The sequence below is a fragment of the Enterobacter sp. PGRG2 genome (assembly GCF_030291195.1).
GTDB lineage: Bacteria > Pseudomonadota > Gammaproteobacteria > Enterobacterales > Enterobacteriaceae > Enterobacter_D.
Genome location: NZ_CP127837.1, coordinates 1,975,684 through 1,978,865, shown reverse-complemented (window position 1 = coordinate 1,978,865; position 3,182 = coordinate 1,975,684). Strand labels below are relative to the sequence as shown.

Here is a 3,182-nt window from a genome sequence, read left to right as displayed (position 1 = left end):
CTGACATGTAGGCCGGGTAAGCGTAGCGCCACCCGGCTTTTTTACGCTTACTCGTCCTGCATCACCACTTTGCCGATGTACGGCAGATGACGATAGCGCTGGGCGTAATCAATCCCGTAACCCACCACGAACTCATCCGGGATCGAGAAACCGACAAATTCCACCGGCACCGTCACTTCACGGCGGGACGGTTTATCCAGCAGGGTACAAATCGCCAGGGATTTTGGCTCGCGCAGGCTCAGGATCTCGCGCACTTTCGACAGCGTGTTGCCGGAGTCGATAATGTCTTCGACGATCAGCACGTCTTTACCGCGGATATCTTCATCCAGGTCTTTGAGAATTTTTACGTCGCGCGTGGTGGACATGCCGCTGCCGTAGCTGGAGGCGGTCATAAAATCGACTTCATGAGGCACCTGCACTTCACGACACAGATCCGCCATAAACATAAACGAGCCGCGTAACAGGCCCACCAGCACCATCTCGCTGCCGCTGTCCTTATAGTGCTCAGTGATTTGACGACCCAGTTCGGTAATGCGCGCTTTGATCTCGGCTTCCGGGATCATCACTTCAACAGTATGTTTCATTTCTCTAACCGTATGATTTAAAAAACAATCACTCAATGCGGATAGCGTAGCGTCCGGCATCAATTCATAAGCGCGTCAGTATACCAGTAAATGCCCCCGGCCGGGGGACGAGATAATAAAAGCCAGAATTGTGATGACTGTCACACTTGTTAAATCCTATAATTAATTGCTTCCAAAATATTAACAAAATGAGATGAGTGTCTTTTATGGCAGAAAATAAACCGCATCCGTCACGCACACTCGTGACGATCACCGCGCTGTTCGCCGCTTTCTGCGGACTATACCTGCTTATCGGGGGCGCCTGGCTGGTCGCGATTGGCGGCTCCTGGTACTACCCTGTCGCCGGGCTGGTGATGCTCGCCGTCACCTGGCTGCTGTGGCGCAGCAAGCGCTCAGCGCTGTGGGTCTACGCCGCGCTGTTACTGGGTACGATGATTTGGGGCGTATGGGAAGTCGGCTTTGACTTCTGGGCCTTAACCCCACGCAGCGATATTCTGGTCTTCTTCGGTATCTGGCTGATCCTGCCGTTCGTCTGGCGTCGTCTGCTGGTGCCTTCCCGCGGCGCAGTAGCGGCGCTGGTTGTGGCGCTGCTGGTTAGCGGCGCGATGCTGACCTGGGCAGGCTTTAACGATCCGCAGGAAGTGAACGGCACCCTGAGCGCCGACGCCACGCCGGCAGAGCCGATTTCCCAGGTGGCCGACGCCGACTGGCCAGCCTATGGCCGTAATCAGGAAGGCCAGCGTTACTCCCCGCTGAAGCAGATCAACGTCGATAACGTTAAGGATCTGAAAGAAGCCTGGGTGTTCCGCACCGGCGATCTGAAACAGCCTAACGATCCGGGTGAACTGACCAACGAAGTGACGCCGATTAAAGTCGGCAACATGCTGTATCTCTGCACCGCGCACCAGCGTCTGTTTGCGCTGGACGCAGCGACCGGTAAAGAGAAGTGGCACTTTGATCCGCAGCTGAATACTAATACCTCGTTCCAGCACGTTACCTGCCGTGGTGTTTCTTACCACGAAGCGCGCGCCGACAATGCCAGCCCGGAAGTGATCGCTGACTGTCCGCGCCGCATCATGCTGCCGGTGAACGATGGCCGTCTGTTCGCCATCAACGCCGATAACGGTAAGCTGTGCGAAACCTTTGCCAACAAAGGTATTCTGAACCTGCAAACCAACATGCCGGATACCACGCCGGGTCTGTACGAACCGACTTCGCCGCCGATCATTACCGATAAAACTATCGTGATTGCCGGTTCCGTCACCGATAACTTCTCCACCCGCGAAACGTCCGGCGTGATCCGTGGTTTTGATGTAAACACCGGTAAACTGCTGTGGGCCTTCGATCCGGGCGCGAAAGATCCGAACGCTATCCCGTCTGACGAACATAGCTTCACCTTTAACTCGCCGAACTCCTGGGCCCCGGCGGCCTATGACGCCAAGCTGGATCTGGTTTATCTGCCGATGGGCGTGAGCACCCCGGATATCTGGGGCGGCAACCGTACGCCGGAGCAGGAGCGTTATGCCAGTTCCGTGCTGGCGCTGAATGCCACCACCGGTAAACTGGCCTGGAGCTATCAGACCGTTCACCACGATCTGTGGGATATGGATTTACCGGCCCAGCCGACGCTGGCGGATATTACCGTTAACGGTAAAACCGTACCGGTGATCTACGCGCCGGCGAAAACCGGTAACATCTTCGTGCTGGATCGTCGTAATGGCGAGCCGGTTGTCCCGGCGCCGGAAAAACCGGTTCCGCAGGGCGCGGCGAAAGGCGATTACGTCACCAAAACCCAGCCGTTCTCTGAACTGAGCTTCCGTCCGAAGAAAGATCTGACCGGTGCGGATATGTGGGGCGCGACCATGTTTGACCAGCTGGTCTGTCGCGTCATGTTCCATCAGCTGCGCTATGAAGGCATCTTCACCCCGCCGTCCGAGCAGGGCACGCTGGTGTTCCCGGGTAACCTCGGTATGTTTGAGTGGGGCGGTATTTCCGTCGATCCGAACCGTCAGGTGGCGATTGCTAACCCGATGGCGCTGCCGTTTGTTTCCAAACTGATGCCGCGCGGTCCGGGCAATCCGATGGAACAGCCGAAAGACGCGAAAGGCAGCGGTACCGAAGCCGGGATCCAGCCGCAGTACGGCGTGCCTTATGGCGTGACCCTGAACCCGTTCCTGTCGCCGTTTGGTCTGCCGTGTAAACAGCCTGCCTGGGGTTATATCTCCGCGCTGGATCTGAAAACCAACGACGTGGTGTGGAAAAAACGTATTGGTACGCCGCAGGACAGCCTGCCGTTCCCGATGCCGATCCCGGTGCCGTTCAATATGGGTATGCCGATGCTGGGCGGTCCGATCTCCACCGCCGGTAACGTGCTGTTTATCGCCGCTACCGCCGATAACTACCTGCGCGCTTACAACATGAGCAACGGTGAGAAACTGTGGCAGGGCCGTCTGCCGGCGGGTGGTCAGGCGACGCCGATGACCTATGAAGTGAATGGCAAGCAGTATGTGGTCATTTCCGCCGGTGGTCACGGTTCGTTTGGCACCAAAATGGGCGACTACATTGTGGCCTATGCGCTGCCGGATGAGGCGAAGTAAT

The 3,182-nt window shown here is 57.1% G+C and carries 2 protein-coding genes; one reads left to right on the top strand and one right to left on the bottom strand.

Going from position 1 to position 3,182, the window contains the following annotated elements; all coding sequences use genetic code 11:
- Positions 1-47: 47 nt before the first annotated feature.
- On the bottom strand, positions 48-584 hold the full coding sequence (gene hpt / locus QRD42_RS08550; RefSeq protein WP_072570662.1) for a hypoxanthine phosphoribosyltransferase: 537 nt from the start codon (positions 582-584) through the stop codon (positions 48-50).
- A gap of 206 nt (positions 585-790) precedes the next feature.
- Between hpt and QRD42_RS08545 the strand changes: the two genes are divergently transcribed.
- A complete protein-coding gene (locus QRD42_RS08545; protein WP_072570660.1) occupies positions 791-3,181 on the top strand; it encodes a glucose/quinate/shikimate family membrane-bound PQQ-dependent dehydrogenase in 2,391 nt (796 codons plus the stop codon).
- Position 3,182: the final 1 nt, after the last annotated feature.